17 protein-coding genes are annotated in these 24,346 nt (G+C 43.4%); 1 reads left to right on the top strand and 16 read right to left on the bottom strand.

The window, feature by feature from the left end:
• Window positions 1–70 precede the first annotated feature (70 nt).
• The 15 genes from ruvA to ACOOE0_RS09015 all read right to left on the bottom strand — a co-directional run bounded on the left by ruvA (window position 71) and on the right by ACOOE0_RS09015 (window position 20,521).
• Window positions 71–652 carry a Holliday junction branch migration protein RuvA gene (gene ruvA / locus ACOOE0_RS09085; protein ID WP_420402150.1) on the bottom strand — a complete coding sequence of 194 codons (582 nt, stop codon included), beginning with the start codon at window positions 650–652 and terminating at the stop codon, window positions 71–73.
• Between the two features lie 133 nt (window positions 653–785).
• Window positions 786–3,086, bottom strand: coding sequence for an NADP-dependent malic enzyme (locus ACOOE0_RS09080; RefSeq protein ID WP_420402149.1), 2,301 nt, complete (start codon window positions 3,084–3,086; stop codon window positions 786–788).
• A 108-nt stretch (window positions 3,087–3,194) separates the two neighbouring features.
• On the bottom strand, window positions 3,195–4,493 hold the full coding sequence (locus ACOOE0_RS09075; RefSeq protein ID WP_420402208.1) for an MFS transporter: 1,299 nt from the start codon (window positions 4,491–4,493) through the stop codon (window positions 3,195–3,197).
• A 147-nt stretch (window positions 4,494–4,640) separates the two neighbouring features.
• A complete protein-coding gene (queG, locus tag ACOOE0_RS09070) occupies window positions 4,641–5,558 on the bottom strand; it encodes a tRNA epoxyqueuosine(34) reductase QueG (protein ID WP_420402148.1) in 918 nt (305 codons plus the stop codon).
• The gene (locus tag ACOOE0_RS09065; protein ID WP_420402147.1) at window positions 5,558–6,886 is read right to left on the bottom strand and encodes a cytochrome P450; all 1,329 of its coding nucleotides are present in this window, start codon (window positions 6,884–6,886) and stop codon (window positions 5,558–5,560) included. The genes queG and ACOOE0_RS09065 overlap by 1 nt, the downstream gene beginning before the upstream one ends.
• Window positions 6,883–7,908: a Holliday junction branch migration DNA helicase RuvB gene (gene ruvB / locus ACOOE0_RS09060; RefSeq protein ID WP_420402146.1), complete on the bottom strand. Its 1,026-nt coding sequence runs from the start codon at window positions 7,906–7,908 to the stop codon at window positions 6,883–6,885. Before ruvB ends, ACOOE0_RS09065 begins: the two co-directional genes overlap by 4 nt.
• A 7-nt stretch (window positions 7,909–7,915) precedes the next feature.
• On the bottom strand, window positions 7,916–8,755 hold the full coding sequence (locus tag ACOOE0_RS09055) for a GIN domain-containing protein (protein WP_420402145.1): 840 nt from the start codon (window positions 8,753–8,755) through the stop codon (window positions 7,916–7,918).
• 104 nt (window positions 8,756–8,859) lie between these two features.
• The gene (locus ACOOE0_RS09050) at window positions 8,860–10,677 is read right to left on the bottom strand and encodes a cytochrome c oxidase subunit I (protein WP_420402144.1); all 1,818 of its coding nucleotides are present in this window, start codon (window positions 10,675–10,677) and stop codon (window positions 8,860–8,862) included.
• Window positions 10,678–10,718: 41 nt separating this feature from the next.
• Window positions 10,719–11,777 (bottom strand): cytochrome c oxidase subunit II, encoded by a 1,059-nt coding sequence (locus ACOOE0_RS09045; protein ID WP_420402143.1) that lies wholly within the window; start codon window positions 11,775–11,777, stop codon window positions 10,719–10,721.
• Between the two features lie 27 nt (window positions 11,778–11,804).
• Window positions 11,805–13,145, bottom strand: coding sequence for a quinol:cytochrome C oxidoreductase (locus ACOOE0_RS09040; RefSeq protein WP_420402142.1), 1,341 nt, complete (start codon window positions 13,143–13,145; stop codon window positions 11,805–11,807).
• 15 nt (window positions 13,146–13,160) lie between these two features.
• A complete protein-coding gene (locus ACOOE0_RS09035) occupies window positions 13,161–13,730 on the bottom strand; it encodes a c-type cytochrome (protein WP_420402141.1) in 570 nt (189 codons plus the stop codon).
• 4 nt (window positions 13,731–13,734) lie between these two features.
• Complete coding sequence (locus ACOOE0_RS09030; protein WP_420402140.1) at window positions 13,735–14,262, bottom strand: DUF3341 domain-containing protein; 528 nt, start codon at window positions 14,260–14,262, stop codon at window positions 13,735–13,737.
• Between the two features lie 2 nt (window positions 14,263–14,264).
• Complete coding sequence (gene nrfD / locus ACOOE0_RS09025) at window positions 14,265–15,989, bottom strand: NrfD/PsrC family molybdoenzyme membrane anchor subunit (protein ID WP_420402139.1); 1,725 nt, start codon at window positions 15,987–15,989, stop codon at window positions 14,265–14,267.
• Between the two features lie 33 nt (window positions 15,990–16,022).
• On the bottom strand, window positions 16,023–19,148 hold the full coding sequence (locus ACOOE0_RS09020; RefSeq protein ID WP_420402138.1) for a TAT-variant-translocated molybdopterin oxidoreductase: 3,126 nt from the start codon (window positions 19,146–19,148) through the stop codon (window positions 16,023–16,025).
• A 32-nt stretch (window positions 19,149–19,180) separates the two neighbouring features.
• Window positions 19,181–20,521: a cytochrome c3 family protein gene (locus tag ACOOE0_RS09015; RefSeq protein ID WP_420402137.1), complete on the bottom strand. Its 1,341-nt coding sequence runs from the start codon at window positions 20,519–20,521 to the stop codon at window positions 19,181–19,183.
• A 235-nt stretch (window positions 20,522–20,756) separates the two neighbouring features.
• Here ACOOE0_RS09015 and ACOOE0_RS09010 point away from each other — a divergent pair, with 235 nt between their 5' ends.
• On the top strand, window positions 20,757–21,128 hold the full coding sequence (locus tag ACOOE0_RS09010) for an SPOR domain-containing protein (protein ID WP_420402136.1): 372 nt from the start codon (window positions 20,757–20,759) through the stop codon (window positions 21,126–21,128).
• A 524-nt stretch (window positions 21,129–21,652) separates the two neighbouring features.
• Here ACOOE0_RS09010 and infB read toward each other — a convergent pair.
• Window positions 21,653–24,340 carry a translation initiation factor IF-2 gene (infB, locus tag ACOOE0_RS09005; RefSeq protein ID WP_420402135.1) on the bottom strand — a complete coding sequence of 896 codons (2,688 nt, stop codon included), beginning with the start codon at window positions 24,338–24,340 and terminating at the stop codon, window positions 21,653–21,655.
• Between the last annotated feature and the right edge of the window lie 6 nt (window positions 24,341–24,346).

Here is a 24,346-nt window from a genome sequence, read left to right as displayed (position 1 = left end):
CATATATAAAAGAAAAAGTACTTAAATCTCAACGATTTAAGCATCGGTTTTGCCCCTCTTTTCAAACTAGTTACAAATTTTTCAGCGCCAGTTTAATAATGTCCTCAACGCTTAGTGAAGGATCTTCGGTCAGCACCTTGTCCACAACCTTTTCAGATTGTCTCCTAACGAAACCAAGAACCTCTAAAGCAGATAACGCTTCTTCTTTGCTAGTATTGTTTGATTGAAGGGAAACTTCGCCCATATCATAGACTTTTAAAATCTTGTCTTTAAGATCTAAAATTACCCGCTGGGCCGTTTTGGCTCCTATCCCCTTGATTGCCTGTATGGAAGGGACATCTCCATTGGCAATGGCATCCCTTACCTGGGTAGGGGATAAAGAGGATAACATAGTACGTGCGGTGCTTGATCCAATCCCGGAAACGGAAATTAAAAGTCTAAAAATTTCACGTTCCGCCTTCTCCACAAATCCAAACAGGGTATGCGAGTCCTCCTTAACCTGCAAATGGGTAAAAAGTCTGATGTTTTCCTCATCCTTTAAAAGTGAAAAAGTGTGTAGGGATATATTCAAAAAATAACCTACCCCGTTGCATTCAATAATTACATAGGTGGGATTTTTTTCGACCAGTTTTCCGGATAGATGGGTAATCATATTTGGATTGTTGGATTATTGGATTGTTAGCTTTTTAGATGTTTCAATTTAAGTGGCAATACGGATGAATTATAGGGTTAGCGATTGGTTATTGATTATTGATTATTGATTATTGATTATTGAAATATAAGGTTTAATCTTCCCCCTGCATATGAGCCATTCTTCGTTTTTCCCGCTCTTGGGCGTCAATAACGGCAACTGCTGCCATGTTCACCATTTCATCCACGCTGGCACCCAATTGTAAAATATGGGCAGACCTGCGCAGACCCACCATAATGGGCCCAATGGATTCTGCATTATGCAATCCCTTTAAAAGTTTGTATGTAATGTTTGCCGAATCCAAATTTGGGAATATCAAGGTGTTCACTTTTTTTCCCGCCAATTTGGAAAATGGGAAATTGTTATGGCATAAATCCTGATCTAGGGCAAAATCGGTTTGGATTTCCCCATCCACAACCAAATCTGGGTTACGCTCATGTAACATGCGCACTGCTTCCCTAACTTTTCGGGCATTGGGATGACTGGATGAGCCATAATTGGCATAGGACAATAGTGCCATTACCGGATTAAATCCAAAGGTACTGGCCACATTAGCAGTCATTTGAGCAATTTCTGCCAATTCTTCGGCATTTGGATCCACATTGATGGAGGTATCTGCCAAAAACAAGGGACCTCTGTCCGTAATCATAATATTGACCGTGGACGCATTGGTAACCCCTTTGGCTCTACCCAAAACCTCAAAAACAGGTCGTAATACCTTAGGATAAGATCGTGAATAGCCAGAAATCATTCCGTCAGCATCACCTTCCAATACCATCATGGCACCAAAGTAATTTCGTTTGCCCATATTGATTCGGGCACTGTATTGGGTCTCCCCTTTTCTTTTTCTGGATTCCCAAAGTTTCATTGCATATTTGGTCCGGATCTCCTTTGATTCGTCCGATCTAGGGTCTATAATTTCCACCTCAGCTTCAAATTCCAGTTCCTTTTTAAGGTCCTCAATGATTTCCCTATTCCCCAGGAGAATGGGTATGGCTATCCCTTCCTCATGAACTATCTGGGCAGCCTTCATCACATCCAGGAGCTCTGCTTCGGCAAAAACAATCCGCTTGGGATTCATTCTGGCCCTATTGTGCATTAACCGCACTACTTTATTATCGTTCCCTGACCGCTGGTACAGTTCCTCTTCATACTTTTTCCAATCCTGAATGGGTGCCTTTGCAACTCCACTATCCATTGCCGCCTTGGCCACAGCAGGTGGAATTTTGGTAATCAAACGGGGATCAAAAGGTTTGGGAATGATATATTCCTTGCCAAATGCCAATCTAGTGGTATCGTAAGCTATGTTGACCTGTTCTGGTACCGGTTCACGGGTCAAATCGGCCAAAGCCCTAACCGCGGCCATTTTCATTTCTTCATTGATTTTGGTAGCCCTAACGTCCAAGGCTCCCCTAAAAATAAACGGAAACCCTAGCACATTGTTTACCTGATTGGGATGGTCAGACCTTCCTGTAGCCATAATAACATCTTTCCTTGTTTTGCAGGCAAGACCGTACTCAATTTCCGGGTCTGGATTGGCCATGGCAAACACAATAGGATCTTTGGCCATGGACAGCAGCATTTCTGGAGTCATTATATTGGCGATGGACAGTCCAATAAACACATCTGCATCTTTCACTGCTTCTTCCAGTGTATCTATTTTCCTATCTGAAGCAAATTCCATTTTTTCCTGGGAAAGGTTTTCCCGATCCTTTCGTATAACGCCTTTACTATCCAGCATTACAATGTTCTCTGCTTTGGCTCCGAATGCTTTGTACAATCGGGTACAAGATACGGCGGCCGCTCCCGCTCCGCTGACCACAATCTTCACCTTCTCAATTTTCTTTTGGGCTATTTCAAGGGCATTGATCAATGCGGCAGCCGAGATAATGGCCGTTCCGTGCTGATCATCGTGCATTACCGGAATGTCCAGTTCCTCTTTTAGGCGTCTTTCTATCTCGAAAGCTTCAGGGGCCTTAATGTCTTCCAAGTTTATCCCACCAAAAGTTGGTGCGATGGTCTTGACAGTTTCTATGAATTTATCAACATCCGTAGTGTCCAACTCAATGTCCATTCCGTCGATATCAGCAAAGATCTTGAAGAGCAAACTTTTCCCTTCCATCACGGGTTTGGATGCTTCCGGGCCAATGTTCCCCAAGCCCAAAACAGCCGTTCCATTGGAAATTACGGCAACTATGTTTCCTTTAGCTGTATAGCGATAGACGTCCTCCTTGTTTTTTTCAATTTCCAAACAAGGTTCCGCCACGCCTGGAGAATATGCCAAGGCCAGATCGCGCTGGGTGGCATAGGGTTTGGTGGGAACTATTTTTATCTTACCGGGTTGGGGTTTGGCATGATACAATAATGCCTCCCGTCGTTGTTTCTTTTTGCTCATACCTAAAGTTTGAAGGGGTAAATTTATGGCATTCCATTAGAAAACCTATATAAGTTAGGTCTTCTTTTCCCGAGAGTTGAATTGTGGTGGTGCTTTATAGGAAAAACTTTAGTCCTTCTTGACGTTAAGTCGCATAGCCAGTATGGCCGCGATCACAAAACAAGTGCCTGCAAAGAACATGGCGTTCACAGAATTCGCCCCTAACAAATTCTTGAAAATGGGGCCAAAGCTCAGGGTTTGGATTCCCATGGGAATCACAATCATCATATTAAGAATTCCCATATACACCCCTCTTCTTTCCTGAGGTACAATTTTGGAAACCATGCTATAGGGAATCCCCATCATGGCCGCCCAACCGATTCCAAACAAGATCATGGGAAAAAGCACCATGACCGGATCCGATATGTTCGGAATGGCGAATAGTGCCAATCCAGTACCCACTAGACTTAAGGCGTATATTTTTTTACCCCCATACTTTACAGTTAGGGGCACCAAAATTAAAGCGACGACGGCAGTCACAATGTTGTAGGTAGTACTCATTTTGGCAGCCTGTGCCGCCGCTTGGGAGGTATCATATCCCATTGTGGCCCTGAATAAGGGTGTTATAAACTGCCAGTATACAAATAGCGCATACCATTGAAACAGGTATACCGCAGAAAGTCTCCACATAAATTTGGGCATATCCTTGACGGCTTCCGCAATTTCTTTAAATGGCATTTTAAACCGTTCAATAAAAGGTAATCCTTTATGGGCATTTATTTCTTGTAATTCTTCATCTGAAGGAGGTATTTCCGGAGTCTTCAAAACAGACCATAAGATGGTAGCAATGGATAGGAAAGAGCCTATAAAAAAGGAATAGTACAGCCATGTTGGAATGGAGCCAGAGGTTTCTTCCCCGCCGCCAAACCACGACTGAAACAGAAAGATGGAAGCATTCGCCAACAAAATTCCAGCTCCAACAAATAAGCTCTGCATTTGATAACCAATGCTCAATTGACTATCAGGTAATTTGTCTCCAACAAAGGCACGGTAAGGCTCCATGGCCATGTTGTTTCCCACATCAAGAATCCAAAGTAACCCAACAGCAAACCAAAGTGCTGGACTCAAAGGGAATGCGAAAAGACATAAACTTCCCATAATGGCACCTATCAGGAAAAAAGGTTTTCTCCTACCCCACCGAGGTGACCAAGTTTTATCAGAAATTGCCCCAATGATTGGCTGTACTATCAACCCAGTGACAGGACCAGCAATGTTGAGAATCGGCAGTAATTCTTCCGCTGCTCCCAAAAACAGGAAAATAGGATTTATTGCTGTTTGCTGTAAACCGAAACTATATTGGATCCCTAAAAATCCAACGTTCATATTCCAAATTTGCCAAAAACTCAATCGGGGTTTTGTGATCTTCATCATATCTGAGGGAGATTTAATCCAAGGCCAGGTATCGCCTATTGTCTTTAAGTCCCTTCAATATAGTGTTTTCCCTAGAGGATTTATAAAATAACACCACTGAAATCAAGATATCAGCAACGAAAACGTTTGAAATTTTGCAATTCCCTATTTCAGAAATTTAATATTTCGGTTCAAACCTTGAAATTTGGTCCTTTTTACCGCTGATTTTTTGAACACTTTTCTAAAAACCTCCTCTGTAATTTCCTCCCAATCTTGCTTTTCCATCGACAATAATTGCGGATGCGGATTAAACAAAGGTTCCTGATGCGGTTTAGAGAATCGGTTCCAAGGACAAACATCTTGGCATACATCGCAGCCAAACATCCAGTCGTCAAATTGACCCTTGAACTCGGTTGGAATCTCATTTTTAAGCTCTATTGTAAAATAGGAAATACACTTACTTCCATCCACCACATAAGGCTCCACAATGGCCTCCGTTGGACAGGCATCCATACAAGCCGTGCAGGTACCACAATGGTCTGTGGTTGGTGCATCGTACTCCAAATCCAAATCAATAATCAACTCGGCAATAAAGTAAAAAGACCCCACTTGTTGGGTTAATAAATTACTATGTTTACCAATCCACCCCAGGCCACTTTTGGCCGCCCAAGCCTTATCCAAAACGGGAGCCGAATCCACAAAGGCCCTTCCGTGAACTTCTCCAATTTGTTCCTGGATAAACTGTAAAAGGGATTTGAGCTTATCTTTAATCACAAAGTGATAGTCCGTTCCATAGGCATATTTGGAAATCTTGTACGTATCCCCTATTTGATGCTGTTCGGGAAAATAGTTCAGCAACAATGAAACCACAGATTTGGACCCTTCCACCAATTTGGTGGGATCCAAACGTTTATCAAAATGGTTTTCCATGTATTGCATCTCCCCATGCATGCCCTGCTTGAGCCATTTCTCAAGACGTGGGGCTTCCTCCTCCAAAAACTTTGCTTTGGAGATACCACAAGACAAAAAACCGAGGCGATTGGCCTCTGCTTTAATTCGTTTAGTGTTTTTAGCAGCTCCCATTAGCTATTTCTTCTTTCAAAATTCACCTGAATATCCAATGGCTTTAAGGTAATCAAAGGATTTATTTCAACCTTTTCCATTTTGGTGGACAATTTGAAGTTTTTAACGATTTCTGCCACGGTAAGAATCATTTCATAGGTGGCCATGGCATTGCCAATACACATTCTTGGCCCAGCTCCAAAGGGATAAAAATAGTTGCCATACGCTTTGCTGTCCAAGCCCACAAAACGATCCACTTGATATGCATAGGGATTTTCCCAAAATGATGGGTGTCGATGCAATTCGAAAATGGAGAGCAGGATCATACCCCCTTTTTTGATCCTGATCCCATTTAGATCCGTGTTTTCCGTGGCCACCCTATCCATAAAATAAGCTGGAGGGTACAGACGCATAGCTTCTTTAATGCTCGAAGATGTCAGGGGCAGCTTGGCAAAGTCTTCCCACTCCAATTGCGTTTTGCCCAAATTGGTAACCTCTCCCAATATTTTTTCCTGTGCCAATTGATTCTTTGCCAAAAAGAACAAAGTAAAGGAAAGGGCACTGGCTGTGGTTTCATATCCTGCTGTGAACAAGATCATCAATTCGTCCAATAATTGCTTTCTGGGCATGTGCGTTCCATCTTCGTAAGTGGCCTTCAGGAGCATGTCCAACAAATCATCCCTGTCCACATCTTGAGACAGTCTATTTTCCACTAGGCCATTAAGAATATCCCTTGCACGATTACTGAATCCTATGTGTTTGGTGATTTCTCCTGTAAGACGATACCACCATCTGAAATACGGCCTACGCATTTCGGTCACCAACATATTCTGATTGACTTCGGTGATCTGCTTAAGCTCCGTCATGGGTTGCCTAATATCATTGTGGCTAAACAAGGTTTTTGCCACCACTTGAAACGCCAAATCCCCCATCAAGGGGATAACATTCAAGTCTGAACCAGGCTTAATTCTGTCCAGCTCTTCCTGAATGGCAGATCTCATAATTCCAAGAAGTCCCTTGAGTTTTTTCTGATGAAAGGCTGGCTGTATCATTCGTCTATGGGTACGCCAATGTTCCCCGTTCGAGGTCAACAAACCATGCCCAATATATTTGGCCAGATCTCTGGTCTGCAACTTTGATTTTTCAAAGCTTCTATGCTTTTTCTGAAGTACTTGCTTCACCAATTCAGGATCTCGGGTAAAGATTACCCTTCCTTCGGCGGGGATTGATACACTAAAAGTATCCCCCAATTTCTTAAAATTCCTGTGATGGAAGTTTAGCGGGTTTTTCTGGATGGTACGTCGATTGGCAAAAACCTTAAAAGTGGAAATGGAAGGTACCTTCTTCATTCAAAAAGACCGCCTTGAGTTCCTCCTTTGATCTTCCCCAAGTGTTTATAGGCCAATTCCGTGACTTCCCTGCCCCTTGGGGTTCGCATGATAAAACCCTGTTGGATGAGAAAAGGTTCATAAACCTCTTCAATAGTCTCGGCACTTTCCGAAACCGCAGTGGCCAAAGTGGTTATACCAACGGGTCCTCCCTTGAATTTATCAATAATGGTAGAAAGGATTTTATTGTCCATCTCGTCCAAGCCATGGGCATCCACATTCAGGGCTTTCAAACCAAATTTGGAAATATCCATATCAATGTTTCCATTCCCTTTGATTTGGGCAAAATCCCTCACTCTCCTTAAAAGGGCATTGCAAATTCTGGGTGTTCCCCTGCTTCTTCCCGCAATTTCAATGGCTGCTTCGTTGGTAATGGGAACTTTGAGAATATCAGCACTTCGTTGCACAATGGTAGAGAGCAATTCGGTGTGGTAATACTGCAATCGGCTTTGAATACCAAAACGCGCTCGCATGGGGGCGGTCAACAAACCTGAACGGGTGGTGGCGCCTACAAGGGTAAACGGACTTAAATTGATCTGCACCGTTCTGGCATTGGGGCCCGTTTCGATCATAATGTCAATCTTATAGTCCTCCATGGCCGAATACAGATATTCTTCCACAATGGGACTCAGGCGATGGATCTCATCTATAAACAATACGTCCCGCTCCTCCAGGTTGGTCAAAAGTCCAGCCAGATCACCCGGTTTGTCCAAAACTGGACCAGAGGTAACCTTAATCCCAACTCCCAATTCATTGGCCAAAATATGGGCCAGGGTGGTCTTCCCCAATCCAGGCGGGCCATGAAACAAGGTATGGTCCAATGCCTCGCCCCTAAGGTTTGCAGCCTGCACAAAAACCTTAAGGTTTTCCAACACCTGTTCCTGACCTGTAAAATCATCAAAAGTTATGGGTCTCAAAGCCCTTTCAATGTCCAGCTCTTCTTGGGAGTAATTTTCGGATGTTGGATCCAAGTTTTCGTTCATAGGATAGCTATTGTTCCTCCTTTTTTAAAAGTTGTGCGGTATTCAAGAACTCAAGAAGAGTGATGCGGGGATTCCCATAGAGATAGGTCCTCGTATTATCTATTGCGCTGAGCTCCAGTTCACGATATACATTCAAGCGGGCCACGGCACTGTTTTCCAACTTTGCATTGACAGCTGCTGCTTCCAATCTTTCAGCCTTTAATCTGGAGTTGTCCGTTAGATTGGCCTCAATCCTGTCCGAGGTACCTTCCAAGGTTAAAGAACCATTCTGCTCCAATTCTATCAAACCCACTTCATTTACGGCATACACATAGGCTTCTGCCCGTTGATTTACGGAAATGTTGAGAGAGTCCACATCCACATTAAAATCGCCACGACTGGTTTCTTCCATGCGAATATCCATAACGGCGGCGCTGGCCTGAAGGTTCAACCTTGTGTTTGCGAAAGCATCCACAAAAAGTTCATCGCTGTTGATGATATCTTCTGAGGTAATACTGCCTTCCTTGACCACTATGGCCTGTAACTCGGTAAATTCTATAGTTATATCCAATTTCTTCTTGGAAGTAACATCGTAGAAGGAGCTTATGATCAAGGTGCCGTCCACAACATTGAACTTGAGGATATCAATCAAGTTATCGTCTGCTTCTATTTTATATCCCGGTCCAAATGACTTTTTCAGGACAATATCCAAATCGTCATTGAGCTGTACGGCATTGAACATGGGAAGTTCGCCGTTGACTTCCGTTACAATCCTACTTCCCTTTATTTTGGGCTTGCGCTGTGCCAATGCAGTCAGATTAAACAGCAGTAAAAGAACTATGGCAAGATTTTTCAAAAGTGTTCGCATTATGGATTATTAAAGATATTACAATTAGCAATAACAATTGCCGTACCAAACCCTGGAAACAAAAAACCCATCCTAATGGGATGGGCCTTGTTTTATCTTTTTCGCTAATGATTCAGCTCTTCTTCATTATCCTGCAGTGGTATGGTCTGCGGGACAAAATCCTGTCCTGCTATGATATACTCCCCATTTTCATAGGTTTTGCTGTAATCATACGCCCAACGATGTACATGTGGGATAGCTCCAGGCCAGTTTCCATGGATATGCTCCTGGGGAGCAGTCCATTCCAAAGTAGTAGCCTTCCAAGGATTCAATGACCCTCTCTTTCCATAGTAAATGCTGTACACAAAATTGAATGCAAATACAAGCTGTGCTCCTGCCGTAATGATGGCAAAGACGGTCATCAACACCTGAACATTGGTCAATTCGTCAAACATTGGGAAAGCCGTATTCTCATAATATCTTCGTGGTACTCCCGCCATTCCAACAAAATGCATGGGGAAGAAAATACCGTAAGACCCTATGGCCGTGATCCAGAAATGGACATAGCCCAAATTCTTGTTCATCATTCTTCCTTGGAAGAGTTTTGGGAACCAGTGGTACACCCCAGCGAACAATCCATAAAGTGCTGAGATACCCATTACCAAGTGGAAGTGGGCCACAACAAAATAAGTGTCGTGCACATTGATGTCCAGGGCACTGTCCCCTAGAATAATACCTGTTAGACCCCCTGTGATGAAGGTAGATACCATTCCAATGGAAAAGAGCATGCCCGGATTGAGCTGCAGATTTCCTTTCCAAAGTGTGGTTATCCAGTTAAATGCTTTTACTGCGGATGGAATTGCGATCAACAAGGTGGTAAAGGTAAATACCGAACCAAGGAACGGATTCATTCCTGAAATGAACATATGGTGTCCCCAAACAATTGTTGACAAAAAGGCAATAGCCAAGATAGATGCAATCATAGCCCTATATCCAAAAATTGGCTTACGGGCATTTACTGCCATCACTTCGGATACAAGACCCATAGCCGGCAGGATTACGATATATACCTCTGGGTGACCCAGGAACCAGAACAAATGCTCAAACAGTACAGGGGAACCTCCTTGATAATGCAATACCTCACCTTGGATAAAGATATCCGAAAGGAAAAAGGACGTTCCAAAACTTCTGTCCATAATCAGCAACAAAGCTGCTGAAAGAAGAACTGGGAACGAAATTACCCCGATAACCGCTGTTACAAAGAAAGCCCAAATGGTTAAAGGAAGACGTGTCATGGACATCCCTTTGGTTCTTAGATTCAGTACGGTAACAATATAGTTCAAGGATCCCAATAGCGATGATGCGATGAATATGGCCATGGAAACCAACCACAGAGTCATCCCTGCACCTGAACCGGCTTGCGCCATAGGCAGGGCGCTCAAGGGAGGATAAATGGTCCATCCAGCTGCTGCTGGACCTGCTTCCACGAAAAGTGAAATCACCATGATTACAGCAGACAAAAAGAACATCCAGAAAGAGAGCATGTTCAAGAATCCGGAAGCCATATCCCTGGCCCCAATCTGCAAAGGAATCAAAAGGTTACTAAAGGTACCACTCAAGCCAGCTGTCAACACAAAGAATACCATAATGGTACCGTGCATGGTCACCAAGCCCAAATAAATGTCAGCATCCATTACACCATCAGGTGCCCATTTGCCCAACAATCCTTCAAAAACGGAAAAAGATTCACCTGGCCATGCCAATTGCATTCTGAAAAGCAAAGACATGGCAATACCAATAAAGCCCATGATCAACACCCCAGTAATAAGATATTGCTTGGCAATCATCTTATGGTCTTGACTAAAGATGTACTTGGTTACAAAGGTTTCCTTATGATGATGTCCGTGATCTTCGTGTCCGTGTTCGTGTCCAGTAGCTGACATAATCTTCTTTAAATTTTGTTTTTATTTTTTGATGGCCTTTCTTACTCGGCAGAGGCTACAGTTTCCTTAAAAGTAGCTTGTTCTGCAATCCACTTGTTATATTCTTCCTCGGTTTCCACTATGATTTTCATCTGCATATTGTAGTGGGATTTTCCACAAATCTTATTACAAAGCAATACATAATCGAATTCCCAAGGATCGGAGTTGGGTTTGCCCTCGGCAGCCCATTTGGCCCTTAATGTGTTTGTTCTTTTCACCTTGTCCACTACATCCGGGTTACGTCTCATTTCCTCAGTAGTAATGGTCGGCGTAAAGGAAAACTGTGTAATCATACCTGGCACACAGTTCATTTGCGCTCTAAAGTGAGGCATATATGCGGAATGCAATACATCTTGTGAACGCATCATAAAATTCACTTTGCGCCCTACCGGTAAATGCAATTCCTTAACCAAAATATCGTCAGCTGAATTGGGGTCGGATTCATCCAATCCCAAAACGTTGGCCCTATCAATATCAATAAGTCTTACACTGGCATCTCCCAAGACATTGTCCGCCCCACCGTAGCGAGCGGTCCAGTTAAACTGCTGTGCATACAATTCCACAATAAGGGGGTCGTCCTCATCATTCACATCCATGATGTTGGTCCAGGTGTATAATCCCCAAAGAATCAAACCTGCCAAAACGATAACTGGAATGATGGTCCAAATGAACTCCAAACGGTCATTGTCCGCAAAGAAGAGGGCCTTTTTCCCTTTTTCACCTCTGTATTTGTATGCGAAATAGTGCAAAAGAGCCTGGGTAATGGTCTGCACCACAAAAATGATGGCGAAGGAAACCCACATCAATTGGTCGTATCCACCTCCGTGCGCTGAAGACGCTTCTGGCAACAATACCTTGGAGTACTTCGCAAAGCTAAAGATGGTGATACCGTAAATGAAGAATAAAAATGCAAACATTAGATAACCATTGTACTTGTTATCCTTGTCCGTTGCTACTCCAGTTTCTTCCGCTTTAAGTTGGGACAATTCAAAAATCTTGGTCATTTGCCAGATTGCAATTGCCACCAGTACTAAAACAGTCAATGTTAATAATGCAGTCATTGTATATTGCTCTAAGACTTAATCGTATTAATAATGAAATTGTCTACTTTCCTCAACAAATGGATTTCGCTTGGGCTGTAAAGGATGCTTGGTCAAGGTGTTGAACACCCAGAAAACAAACAATCCACCAAAGAACAGTATTCCACCAATTTCAGGAATTCCAAAGTGCCATTGATCACCCACTGTTGCAGGCATTACCATGTTGTACACATCCAAATAGTGACCAAACAACACCACAATACCAGCCATGATCACAAACCAGTTTATTCTCTTGTAATCACTATTCATCAATACCAATAATGGGAATACGAAATTCATAACCAGCATGGTAAAGAAAGGTAATTTGTAATCTTGGAATCTTGCTATGTAGTAGGTTACTTCTTCCGGAATGTTCGCATACCAAATCAACATGAACTGCGAGAACCAAAGGTAGGTCCAGAAAATGCTAATGGCGAACATAAACTTGGCCAAATCATGAATATGGCTGTCGTTAACATTTTCCAAATAGCCTTTGGACTTCAAGTAGATGCTTACAATAGCTATTACCGTGATACCTGAAACAAACATACTGGCAAATACGTACCAGCCAAACAGTGTGCTAAACCAGTGAGGGTCCAAACTCATGATCCAATCCCATGACATCATGGACTCGGTTACCAAGTAGAATACCAAGAAACCGGCAGACCATCTAAAGTTCTTTACAAAGTTGGTATTATCATCAGATTCATCCTGGGCCAAGGAAAGTTTTCTGGAAATCTCCCTGTAGAAGATCCAACCCCCCAAGAAAATGGCAGCTCTTACCAAAAAGAACGTTGGGTTAAGATATCCTGCTTTGCCCTGCAACAACTTATCATGGGCCACTACATCCGCATCCATCCATACAAACATATGGTTCATGTGCAATACGGAAAGTACCAAAATCACAAATACGATAATACCACCTGGAACCAGATAGGCCGTAATTCCTTCCATTACCCTAAACAATAGTGGGGACCATCCTGCCTGCGAAGCTCTTTGAATGGCATAGAACGCCAAAACCCCAAGGGCAATCATAAAGAAAAAGAATGCGGCTACATATAACGCAGACCAAGGTCTGTTTTGCAATTGGTGCAACAAATGCTCATCGTGGGATGCATCATGACCTTCTTCATGTGCAGCTTCCTGTCCGTGACCAGCTGCCTCACCATGCGCATCTTCTGCTGCCTCAGCATGACCACCACCATGATCATCGTGATGGGCAGATGCCACAATTGCCTTAGCTTCTTCCACAGTGCTTGGGGCAGAGGTAAAACCGATCACTAAAAAAATCAGTCCTACTGCCATGGCAATGAAAGATCCTATTTTAAGTCTGTTTGAAAACGTGTACATAGTATACTTATCCAATTATTTTGTTAGGTCTTCCTTTAACTTCATCACGTACTCGGACACTTGCCACATTTCTTCCTCATTGGCAAGTTGAGCGGCATATGAACCCATGGAGTTCAAACCATAATATATGGTATGATAGGTACTTCCCACGGTAATATTACGGGCCACATCATCATAGCTGGGCACACCCAATATTTTTTCACGCTTTACCAAAGTACCCTGTCCTTTTCCTTTTGGTCCGTGACAAATGGCACAATAGATGTCGTACAATTCCTTTCCTTTTGCCAAATTGGCCTCACTTTGAAGTGAATCCAACGGGCTTGGCTCCAATCTGGCCAAATCCTTTCCTTCCAAGGTGTTCTCAAACTTATAGGGCATATAGCCTCTAGAAATCGTATTTTCCGGTGGAAGAAGGGCTTCTGTTCCTTGAGGGAACAAACCATTATCCACTCCTTGATAGGTTTCATACCCAACCGGTTCGTACATGTTTGGCATATACTGGTAGTTTGGGCTATTCTTATCCGCGCACGAAGTCATGGACAGAACCAAAACTAAAACAACACCTATTTTACCTAAATGCTTCATATTATTACGACTCCTTTTCTGTAACTTTAAGTTCCACAGCTCCAGTATCCCACAACAAGGCGGTCAACTCATCTTCGTTATCATGTAGTCCAATTTCCATTAAAAAATGGTCGTCGGTTGTTCTTACATCCGGATTTTCAGCTTTCTTAAAAGGCCACATTCTACTTCTAAGGTAAAATGTGATCACCATCAAGTGAGCGGCAAAGAAAACGGTCATCTCAAACATGATGGGAACGAAGGCCGGCATGTTTTCCAAGTAGCTAAAGCTAGGCTTACCACCAATGTCCTGAGGCCAATCATCTATCATGATATAGTTCATCATGGTAATGGCCACCGCAAGACCCAAACATCCGTACATAAAAGATGTGATTGCAATCCGTGTATCCGCAAGTCCCATGGCCTTGTCCAGACCGTGTACAGGAAAAGGGGTATACACTTCCTCAATATGATGATGTTCCGCCCTCACCTTTTTGACAGCTTGCATCAACACATCGTCATCATTATAAAGTGCTTGTATAACTTTTGAAGCCATAACTACTTTTTATCGTTTAATTTTTTAGCTTGTCCGGCCCAATCATCCCGCTGTGCCCTACCTGGGAACGAGCCTGTGATTGAATCCAACAAATCATATTCTTTCTCGGTCATTTTACTTACCTGTGCGAAGGTGTAAATCCCGATTTGGTTCAAGGTTTCCTCCATTTGAGGTCCAATCCCCTTAACTTTTTTCAAATCGTCTGCCTGATCTGTTTCAGCATCAAAGGTTCCGATAGCTCCCAATAGGGATGCTACTTGCTTCTCATCTGCCTCAGGTTTTGCTTCTGTTACAGCTGCTTTTTCCACTTTACCTCCTTTTGAAGGTTTTTCATATAGCGGCTTTCCAGCCTCACGAAGATTCTTGAATCGTTCTCCTGAAGATTTCAATATGGATTTCACCTCCGCTTGCGCAATTACAGGGAAGGTTCTGGAATACAACAGGAACAATACAAAGAAGAATCCGATGGTTCCGATAAAGATTCCAACATCCACAAAAGTTGGGGAGAACATAGTCCAAGAAGAAGGCAAGTAATCTCTGTGCAAAGAGGTTACAATGATCACAAAACGCTCAAACCACATTCCTATGTTTACTACAATGGAAATAAAGAATGAGAACATGATGCTGGTACGCAATTTCTTGAACCACATAAACTGCGGCGAGAACACATTACAGGTCATCATAGACCAGTATGCCCACCAGTAAGGTCCTGTAGCCCTGTTTAGGAATGCGTACTGTTCATACTCTACTCCTGAATACCAGGCAATGAACAATTCCGTGATATAAGCACAACCCACAATGGATCCCGTGATCATGATCACAATGTTCATCAACTCTATATGCTGAACGGTAATATACGCCTCCAGGTTACATACTTTACGCATGATGATCAAGAGGGTGTTTACCATGGCGAATCCTGAGAAGATAGCTCCCGCAACAAAGTAAGGTGGGAAGATGGTGGTGTGCCATCCAGGAATTACCGAGGTGGCAAAGTCAAAGGATACAATAGTGTGTACCGAAAGTACAAGTGGTGTGGCCAAACCTGCCAATACCAAGGAAACTTCTTCAAATCGTTGCCAATCTTTTGCTCTACCCGTCCAACCGAAGCTTAACAGGCTGTATATTTTCTTTTGGAATGGCTTAATCGCCCTATCCCTGATCATCGCAAAGTCAGGTAATAGACCTGTCCACCAGAACACCAAGGATACCGATAAATAAGTAGAGATCGCAAATACGTCCCAAAGCAAGGGCGAATTAAAGTTTACCCACAACGAACCAAATTGGTTTGGAATAGGCAATACCCAATAGGCCAACCATGGACGTCCCATGTGAATAATTGGGAACAACCCGGCCTGTATAACAGAGAATATGGTCATTGCTTCTGCAGAACGGTTGATCGCCATTCTCCATTTCTGTCTAAACAACAGCAATACTGCAGAAATCAGGGTTCCTGCGTGACCAATACCTACCCACCAAACGAAGTTTGTAATATCCCAGGCCCAGTTTACGGTCTTGTTCAGACCCCAAACCCCGATACCTGTGGAAATGGTGTAAATAATACATCCTATACCCCAAAGTAATGCAACCAAGGCAATGGAAAATACAATCCACCACTGCTTATTGGCCTTTCCCTCCACTGGAGCGGCAATATCCACGGTAACATCATGGTATCCTTTATCTCCAAGTACTAAGGGCTTTCGAATAGGTGCTTCGTAATGCGACGCCATAATTTATCTTCTAGTTACTTCTTTATTAATTGATTAAGCCTCGTTGGTATTTCTTACCTTAACATGATAGAACACGTTGGGTTTGGTTCCCACATGCTCCAGCAAGTGGTACATTCTATCGTCCTCCTTCAATTCGGCAATCTTGCTGTGCTCATCGTTAATGTCTCCAAACACCATGGCTCCACTGCTACAAGCAGCTGAACAAGCCGTTTGGAACTCCCCATCCTTAATCTCACGACCATCCCTTTTGGCATCCAAAATGGTCTTTTGGGTCATTTGGATACACATGGAACATTTTTCCATAACTCCTCTGGAACGTACATTAACATCAGGGTTAATTACCATCTTCCCAAGGTCGTTGTTCATGTTGAAATCAAACTCGTCATTGTCATAGTACAAGAACCAGTTGAATCGACGAACTTTATAAGGACAGTTGTTGGCACAATATCTTGTACCCACACAACGGTTATAAGCCATTTGGTTTTGCCCTTGTCTGCCGTGAGAAGTAGCAGCTACTGGACAAACAGTTTCACAAGGTGCATGGTTACAGTGCTGGCACATTACCGGCTGGAATGCAACCTGAGGATTTGCAGAGGCATCTTCCATCTGCCCCAATCCGCCCAAGGTTCCTTGATCACCAAACAAGCCTTCTAGACCCTCTTTCTTTTCATTATCCTGCTCAAAGGTCTCTTCTGAAGAATAATATCTATCTATACGCAACCAGTGCATATCCCTGGAACGTCTTATCTCTTCTTTACCCACTACAGGAACATTGTTCTCTGCATGACAGGCAATAACACATGCCCCACAACCTGTACATGCGTTCAGGTCAATGGATAGGTTAAAGTGATGTCCGATGGAACGATCGAACTCTTCCCACAAATCAGCATCTGGAGAAGTAACTGGTATTTCCTGATGGTTTAAGCTTACATGCGGCATTGGGTTCCACTCGTGGTGGTCTTTGGTATTGAAAATCTCCAAGGTAGTTTCCTTGATGATATCCCCTCTTCCCATCAGCGTTTTATGCAACTGAACACAAGCAAACTCGTGATCCCCGGAAGCTTTTTCCAAGCTAACGGATTGAACATCGGAGAAGTTCTTGTACAAAGCATAGGCGTTTACACCAGTGGCCATTTCGGCTTTCATTCCAGCTTCACGACCGTAACCAAAGGAAAGCCCCACAGTACCTGGTGCCTGTCCTGGCTGAATGATCACAGGAACATTATTTAGCACAGCACCATCTACAGTAAGGTTTACATAACTTCCGTTTAAACCTCCATCAGCCACATTATAATTTTCAAGACCCAAGTTTTCCGCATCCGCTTTGGATACCGTTACATAGTTGTCCCAAGAAACTCGGGAAACAGGGTCTGGGAATTCTTGCAACCATGGGTTGTTGGCCTGTTTACCATCTCCCATTCCAACTTTGGAGTACAACACTAGCTCCGTTCCAGAACTTGTACTGTTTACCAAAGAATTTACTGCCGCAAATATTGGAGCAATGCTTTCAGCCTCCTCTCCATCAGTATTTTCAGCAACACTTTCAACAGTGGCCTCGTCTTCTTCAGCCACAGTAGGAACAAAAACACCATCTTGAAGTGCCTGATTCCAATCCCCACCTTGCAATAGTGAAGTATTCCAGTTTTCTTTTATGTATTCGTAGTAGGTTTGATCCTTGCCCAACCAGTTCAACAAAGAAGTTTGGAACTGACGTGTATCAAAAAGTTCACGAATGGCGGGCTGGGTCAAGCTGTATTGTCCTTTTTTGAACTCGGCATCACCCCAAGACTCCAAGTAATGGGAAGCAGCTGCAACGAATTGGGAGGACTGTGCGGTTTCATCATTATTAAATGAAAAACTAACCGAAACATCCACTTTTCCAAGACCTTCAATGAACTCTGCAGCGTTTGGCAAAGAATAGGCTGGGTTTACCCCGTCCATAATCAAAATTCCAACACGACCGGCATTCATATCAGTGACCAACTTGTTCACTTTGGCCGAATCCCCTTGACGAATATATCTCGGGTTTTCCGCATCAAAAGCTTCACTGGCCAACAACTTATTGATGGCCAACACCACTGTTTGTGCATGAATATCATTCAATCCTGTTACCACCACAGCCTTGCTACCAGCTTTTTTGATTTGCGCAGCAACACTTTCCACAGCAGCATCCACATCAGAAGTTCCTCCACCCAAGTTGCTACCGTTTAGCTTACTATACAGTTTGGCCAAGGCTATTTTCTGTTGCGTCGGTGTCATTGGGTAACGCTTGTCCGCATTGGCACCGGTCAACGACATATTAGCCTCCAACTGTACATGCTTGGACATTTTACCGTGATTTGGCACACGACCTTTGGCGTATCCACTGTCGTATCCACCACCTTGCCAATCTCCCAAAAAGTCAGCACCGAAAGAAACAATCAGGTCTGCCTTTTCAAAATTGTAATCTGCCAAGGCACGCTCTCCGTAAGCTGCATTAAATGCATTTAGGGCAGCATCCTCAGAAATGGCATCATAAACCACATGGTTTACATTGTCACCATACTCCGCCTTGAACTCGGCAATTAATTTATCTGTGGATGGACTTGCATAGGTTTGGGTCAACAAAACAATTTGTCTGTTGGAACCTTTCAGGTTACCCAATTTAGCCTTTACATTGGCATCCAATATCTTCCATTCAATAGGCTCCCCACCTTGGGATGGTCCTTGAACTCTCTTGCTATCATATAAGGATAGAACAGAAGCTTGCACTCTGGCATTGGCACTTCCATTTACCTTGGCATCTGTATTGTTCTCAATCTTGATAGGTCGCCCTTCACGGGTTTTGACCAAAATACTGGCAAAATCAAATCCATCCGCTATAGTAGTTGCGTAGTAGTTGGCAACACCGGGAACAATATTGTCCGGCTGCACCACATAAGGAATGGATTTATGCACAGGCCCCTCACAGGCTGCAACAGTAGCTGCCGCCGTACTGAAACCAACATATTTCAAGAAGTCCCTTCTGTTGGTAGTTGTGGCCGACAGATTTTCTTTGTCGCCCAAAAACTCATCCACAGGGATTTGTTCCATGAATTCGTTTTGTCTTAGCGTCTCAACAATGGAATCGTTCGGATTTAGCTCCGCTTCGCTCTTCCAATATTTTTTGTTTGATGCCATACGATATATCTGAGATTATCTTCTTTTAATTCTTAATAGTGACACTTACCACATTCCAAACCACCCATCATTGCAGCGGTCAATTCCTCAACGCCATACTTTTTGGAAAGCTCGGCATGGATGGCAGCATAGTACTCGTTGCCTTCCATTTTCACGTTGGTTTCCCTGTGACAGTTGACACACCAACCCATAGTCAATGGCGCATACTGCTCCATTATTTCCATTTCCTCTACCGGACCGTGGCAGGTTTGACACTCAATACCCGCAACGGAAACGTGCTGGGAGTGGTTGAAATAGGCAAAGTCAGGAAGGTTATGAATTCTAACCCATTCCACTGGCTGACTTTCCCCAGTATATCTTTGCTCTTCCTCATCCCATCCTACGGCCTTGTATAATTTCTTGATTTCGCCGGTGTAGAACTCATTGGTATAACCGTTTGCCAAATCCTCTGCACTAGGCCCTTCTGGATTGCCTTTGTACTCATAAATGGATTTGTGACAGTTCATACATACATTTAAGGAAGGAATTCCCGAAGTCTTGGAAACCCTAGCTGATGAGTGACAATACTTACATTCAATTTTATTGTCTCCTGCGTGAATTTTATGGGAATAGTGTATAGGCTGAACAGGTGCATATCCTTGATCAACACCAACCTGCATCATCCATCCGTAAGCGAAATAACCACTGGCCAACAACAAGAAAATAGCACTGACCAAAACCAAGAACTGGTTTTTCACGAAAGCTTTCCAGATAGGAAGTCCCTTTTCAGCTTTGTCTTTTTCCAAATCAACCCCATTGGCCGCTGCGATTCTTCTCAAGGTATTGTTTACCAAAATCAACATAACCACCAATAGACCAAAGACTAGAGCCAACGCCCCAAGAATCATTTCATTGGAAATACCACCTTCAGATTCCCCGGTTCCCGTAGCCGCGGCAGCAGTCGCTGGTGCAGCAGGAGCAGGTGGGGGAGCTGCGGTATAGGCCAAAATATCATCAATATCTTGATTGGACAGGGTAGGGAAAGCGGTCATCGCCGCCTGATTGTACTCTGCATAAATCTTATTGGCGTATGCATCTCCGGCTTTGATCATTCCCGGACTGTTCTTGATCCACGTGTAAAGCCACTCCTTATCCAAACCTTCATCTTCGGACAGCCTACTTTCCACATTGGCCAAGGCAGGCCCTGTCATTTTACGATCCAAGGCATGACATGCTGCACAATTCTGATTGAACAGCTGCTTTCCCTTCACAGGATCACCTCCAGCTGCGGCATCAGCGGAAGCTTCCTCTTGCGCATAAATTGAAACGGAAAAAAGTAGGAGAGAGAAACCTAAAACTTTTGAAAATAGATGGCGGTATAAAACCTTTTTCATACTAACAGAATTTCTATCGAAATCTTTGGCACGATTATTCCAATTGATACTGAGAACAATAGCATTTGGGTGGCCTAAAATCGCAGACAAAAGTACGGAATAAGGTCATTTTTCAAAATGTTAAGGGATCTATAATTTCTAATTTATAACTATTCTAAATAAGTTGAAAGTAGATGGAATAATCCCTAAAAAATTACATTTGTACAAGGACGAATCCGATAAGCTTGAAAATAACATGAAAACTTATGCTTTAGCACTGATTTTGATTGGTTTGACTTACAACCTATCTGCCCAAGAAGGACAAGTTGTGATTGATCAGGATCCAAGGATTGACGAATTGATGAAACTTTACGCCCAAGTAAATTCCAAAGCCGATTATTATCAAATCCAAGTGGGTTTTGGAAGCTATCAAAAGGCACAAAACCTCAAGTCAAAAATAGATATTGATTTTCCGGGGTGGTACTCCAAAATTGAGTTTGAAAGCCCAACTTATCGTGTACGACTGGGAAAGTTTAAAACCAAACTGGAAGCCGAGCGCAAATATCTGGAAGTTCGGAAAAAGTACCCGGATGCGATGCTGCTTAAACCGGAGAGCAATTCTAGGTAAGTTCAAGTTCAAAACTCAAGTTCAAGTTCAAGACTCAAGACTTGGACTAAAGGCTATAAAAATTCCAAATCACAAGCGCCAAATTCCAACTCACCGGTCAGGATAGTTAAGTTCAAGCTAAAATTCAAGTTCAAGTTCAAAACTCAAGTTCAAAACTCAAGTTCAAAACTCAGGAACCAAGACTAAAGACTAAAGACTTGGACTAAAGGCTATAAAAATTCCAAATTACAAGCGCCAAATTCCAACTCGCTGGGCAGATTAGGTTAGTTCAAGTTCAAAACTCAGGAACCAAGACTAAAGACTCAAGACTTAAAGATTCCAAGTTCTAAATTACCAGTACCAAGCTCCAAATTCCAAATCCCAACTTACCATAATCAATTTTTCATTTTCAATTTTTAATTCCTTCAACACACCAAGCACCAAGCACCAAGCACCAAGCACCAAGCACCAAGCACCAAGCACCAAGCACCAAGCATTAAAACAAAAAAAACCCCGCCGAAGCGGGAGTGTGATTATTTTCGAAATTACAGTTTCTTCTTCACTGCCACCTCTTGGAAGGCTTCCACTATGTCCCCTTCCTTAATATCATTGTAGTTTTTGATCTGAAGACCACAATCGTATCCTTTGGACACTTCCTTAACATCATCCTTGAATCGTTTTAACGATGCCAGCTCACCTGTAAAGATGACCACCCCATCCCTGATCAAACGAATTTGGGAATTTCTAAAGACCTTACCTGTGGTCACCATACAACCAGCAATGGTTCCAATCTTCGAAATCTTGAAGGTCTCCCTGATTTCTGCATTTCCGGTAATCTCCTCCTTCATTTCCGGAGACAACATACCTTCCATAGCATCCTTCAAATCATTGATGGCGTCGTAGATAATAGAGTACATTCTGATATCGATTTCCTCCTTATCTGCAACCGCACGGGCATTACCCATCGGTCTAACGTTAAACCCGATAATAATGGCATCCGAAGCACTGGCCAACAACACATCGGATTCTGTAATGGCTCCTACACCCTTATGGATAATATTCACCTGAATCTCATCCGTGGATAGTTTCTGGAAGGAGTCTGTCAAGGCTTCCACCGAACCGTCCACATCCCCTTTCAGGATAATGTTCAATTCTTGGAAATCGCCCAGAGCGATTCGTCTTCCAATCTCATCCAAAGTAATATGTCGCTGCGTCCTAACGGATTGCTCGCGTTGCAATTGGGAACGCTTGGTCGCGATTTGCTTCGCCTCACGTTCATCCTGCAATACATTGAATTTATCTCCTGCCTGGGGCGCTCCATCCAATCCCAAAATGGAAATAGGCGTTGCCGGCCCAGCTTTTTTGATATTCTTCCCTCGCTCATCCTGCATGGCCTTTACTTTACCACTACAGGTTCCTGCCAAAACGTAATCTCCAATCTCCAAGGTTCCTGACTGCACCAAAATCGTGGACACATAGCCTCGACCTTTATCCAAGAATGCTTCAACCACAGTTCCAGAAGCCAATTTTTCAGGGTTGGCCTTCAGTTCAAGCAGTTCCGCTTCCAACAACACCTTCTCCAACAACTCATTTACCCCTTGACCTGTTTTGGCCGAAATATCATGGGATTGGATTTTACCTCCCCAATCTTCCACCAAAAGGTTCATGGCTGCAAGTCCTTCCTTAATTTTATCTGGATTGGCCGTAGGCCTATCAATCTTGTTTATGGCGAAAACAATAGGAACATTGGCCGCTTGGGCATGACTTATCGCCTCCTTGGTTTGCGGCATAATATCGTCATCCGCAGCAACTACGATAATAGCAATATCCGTTACCTGGGCTCCCCTGGCACGCATGGCCGTAAAGGCTTCGTGACCTGGAGTATCCAAGAAGGTTATCTTTTGCCCTCCTTCCAAGGTTACACCATAAGCACCAATGTGCTGGGTAATCCCACCACTTTCACCTGCAATTACATTTTCTTCCCTGATGTAATCCAGCAAAGAGGTTTTACCGTGGTCCACATGACCCATTACGGTAACGATCGGTGCTCTTGGATGCAAGTCTTCAGGAGCGTCCACCTCCTCTTCAATGGCTTCTTCAATTTCTGCTGTGACAAACTCCACCTCAAAGCCAAATTCCTCAGCAACAATGGAAAGCGTTTCCGCATCCAAACGCTGGTTCATGGTTACCATGATTCCCAAGGACATACAGGCAGATATAATTTGGGTAGTGGACACATTCATCATGGTAGCAACTTCATTCACGGTAACAAATTCTGTTACTTTAAGAATCTTGCTTTCCAGTTCTTGTTGTTCCAGATCTTTCTCTGTCTGCTGACGATGCTGATCTCTTTTCTCCCTTCTATACTTGGCTCCTTTTCCTTTGCTCGATTTGCCTTGAAGTTTTTCAAGGGTTTCCCGTACCTGTTTTTGTACTTCTTCTTCCGTTGGCTCAACTTTAGGAACCGACGAACGTTGCCCTCTTCTACCTGGACTGTTGTTTCCTCTTTGGTTTGGACGACCGTTTCCAGATTGCGGGTTGTTCTTGCTTATTATTCGCTTACGCCTTTTCTTTCTGTCTGCGCTTGAATCGGAAGCATCTCCTGTTTTGGCCTTGGCCTCCTCTTTCTTCTTCTTAGGCTTATTGAATTGGGACAAGTCAATTTTATCCCCAGTGATTTTGGGACCGGATAGCTTTTTGTATTGTGTTTGAATGGCCTCTGGCTCCTTGGGCTGTTCGGCCTCCTCTTTTTTGGCCTCTACCGGTTTGTCGGCTTCCTCAACCTTGGGCTCAGCAGGTTTTTTCTCCACCTCAACCTTGGGCTGTTCTTCAACAACTGGCTTCTCCTCTTCCTTGGGTGCCTCCGGCTTATTGTCCAGATCAATCTTCCCAACAGTTTTAGGTCCCGAAAGTTCCGCTTTGGCCTTAATGACCTGATCGGCATTTCTTCGTTCCCTGGCAAGCCTTCTTTCTTCCTGCTCCTGCTCCATTTGGATCCTGAGCGCTTCCTTCTCCTTCCTTTTCTCCTCGCCTACTTCTTTGGAAGCAACTTTTTTGCTCTTATCCGTTTGGAATTCATCCAACAGCACTTGATACACCTCATCTGTAATCTTGGTAGTAGGACGTGCTTCAACCTCGTGTCCTGCGGACGCAAGATATTCCACGGCCCTATCCAGTGAAATGTTCAACTCCCTGAGAACTTTATTAAGCCTTATTGTTGGGTTTCCTGCCATAAATTG

Origin of the sequence: Flagellimonas sp. (genome assembly GCF_965215805.1) — a bacterium.
Taxonomy (GTDB): Bacteria; Bacteroidota; Bacteroidia; order Flavobacteriales; family Flavobacteriaceae; genus Flagellimonas.
The sequence above is the reverse complement of the archived record's forward strand: the minus strand, read 5'-3'. Positions and strand labels throughout refer to the sequence as shown.